2 protein-coding genes are annotated in these 2,358 nt (G+C 42.7%); both read left to right on the forward strand.

Going from position 1 to position 2,358, the window contains the following annotated elements:
- Positions 1–92 precede the first annotated feature (92 nt).
- A complete protein-coding gene (def, locus tag ACT3TU_RS13965; protein WP_192523702.1) occupies positions 93–647 on the forward strand; it encodes a peptide deformylase in 555 nt (184 codons plus the stop codon).
- A gap of 307 nt (positions 648–954) precedes the next feature.
- A complete protein-coding gene (locus ACT3TU_RS13970) occupies positions 955–2,130 on the forward strand; it encodes a type III PLP-dependent enzyme (protein WP_192529847.1) in 1,176 nt (391 codons plus the stop codon).
- The last annotated feature ends 228 nt before the right edge of the window (positions 2,131–2,358 follow it).

Here is a 2,358-nt window from a genome sequence, read left to right on the forward strand (position 1 = left end):
AGTTACGCGGAAAGTATTGATAAGCATTACTTTTGTCCCCATTTACCTTATAATATTAACCCTATTTTATCCCTATTATTGAGGTGAGCGTCATGGCTTTACTCCCTATTTTAAATTATCCAGACCCGCGCTTGCGCACTATTGCCAAGCCTGTCAAGGAAGTGACTGCTGAAATCAAGACCTTGATCGATGACATGATTGAGACGATGTATGACGCTCAGGGTATTGGCCTGGCTGCCAGTCAAGTTGATCGCCATATTCAACTGATTGTCATGGATTTATCCGAAGAAAAAAACACGCCTAAGGTTTTTATTAACCCTAAAGTGACGCCATTGGTGGAAGAAAAACAACCGTATGAAGAAGGTTGTCTGTCGGTGCCCGAGGTCTATGATAGTGTTGAGCGTCCGAATAAAGTGCGTATCGAAGCCTTAGATGAGAACGGCGAAAAAATTGACGAAGAAGTAGAAGGCTTACTTGCAGTCTGTATCCAACACGAAATGGATCATCTAAATGGCGTGATATTCGTCGATTATTTATCACGTCTAAAACAGACTCGTGCGCGCGACAAGGTGCGTAAAGTTATAAAAATACGTGAAAAACAAGGTGAGCCATCAGCAGATAAACAGCCACAGCCAACCAACTCTTAAGAGGTAAGATTTATCATATAAGCTACTTTTTACATCATTTAAACGGCACATAAGTTACTTATGATATGGGTTAAAGTCTGATGGCTTTGTTATGCGCTATAGTTGGTTCTAAATAAAAAAGATACGTTATGATATGACGCGGGACTGGTATAAATTTTTCTTGCTTGCTGTGTCTACGCTGACAGAGGCTGCAAAAAATGTATACCAGTCCCGCTGTGCCGCTTTTATATTGAACTTACTATATGATGCGATGTTGGCTTTTTTCTCTGCTCTACGCTTTCTTTATTAAAGGTTTTCCATCATGACCATGATCAAAATTGAGCAGTATTTTGACCCCGCTGCGTGGCAGAAATTCACCAAAGTCGCTGAAGGACGCGAAACGCCATTTTTAGTAGTAGACCTGAATCGTATCAAACTCAAATTCAATGAAATGGTCGGTTTATTTCCTGATGCGAAGGTCCATTATGCGATGAAAGCCAGTCCGGCAGTAGAAGTCATTAAGCTATTAGCAGAGTTGGGTTCAAACTTTGATTGTGCCTCAATCTATGAGCTGGACCGAGTGCTGGACTGCGGCGTCGATACCAGTCGTATCTCGTATGGTAATACCATTAAAAAGGCGCAACACGTTAAGTACGCCTATAACAAAGGCGTGCGCCTATATGCCACCGACTCAGAAGCAGATTTAAAAAATATCGCTGAGCACGCTCCTGGATCCAATGTTTTCGTGCGTATTTTGGTAGAAGGTTCAGACACTGCGGAATGGCCATTGTCACGCAAGTTTGGTTGCCACCCTGATATGGCCGTCGAGTTATTGACCCAAGCGCGCGAGCTAGGTTTAGTACCTTATGGCGTCTCATTCCATGTGGGTAGTCAGCAAAAATCAGTCACTGTCTGGAATGACGCTTTGTTGATGGTCAAAGACATCTTTGAACAGCTTTTAAATCAGCAAAATATTAAGCTACAAATGATAAATTTAGGGGGCGGCTTCCCTGCTAGGTACTTAAATCAGGTCAATACCATACAAGACTACGCCGAATCCGTAAAACAGTATTTAGTGGACAGTTATGGTGTCGATGATATGCCAGAGATTATCTTGGAGCCTGGACGCTCTTTGGTGGCAAGTTCTGGGGTGTTAGTCAGTGAGGTGGTACTGATTTCACGTAAGGCGCAGGATGAAACAACGCGCTGGGTTTATACCGATGTGGGACTGTTCCAAGGCTTAATCGAAACCTTGGGTGAGGCGATTAAATATCCCGTTTATACGCCTAAAATGGAAACCTCAACGTCAGCTGGTACGGTAGTGCTGGCAGGGCCAACCTGCGATTCAGCAGATATCATGTATGAAGAAGCAGGCTATCAGATGCCTCAAGAGCTTGAGATTGGTGATAAAGTTTATTGGTTGGCGACAGGTGCTTATACCAACTCCTACTCATCTGTTGAGTTTAATGGCTTCCCACCGTTAGAGGTAGTGTATATCGATTAGTATTTGCTAGGTTTATCAGCCATAACTATAGCTGATACTGAATAAAATAGATACACGATACTATGCTGCGTGACTGGTACAAATTTTTCTTGCTTGCTGTGCCTACGCCGACAGAGGCTACAAAAAATTTATTCCAGCCCCGCTGTATCTCTTTTATATTGAACCGACTATATGATAAGAAAAAGCGCGGTGCTATTTATAACACCGCGCTTTTTTATGCTTAAACGT

Source organism: Psychrobacter sp. AOP3-A1-26 (assembly GCF_052378235.1).
Classification (GTDB): Bacteria; Pseudomonadota; Gammaproteobacteria; order Pseudomonadales; family Moraxellaceae; genus Psychrobacter.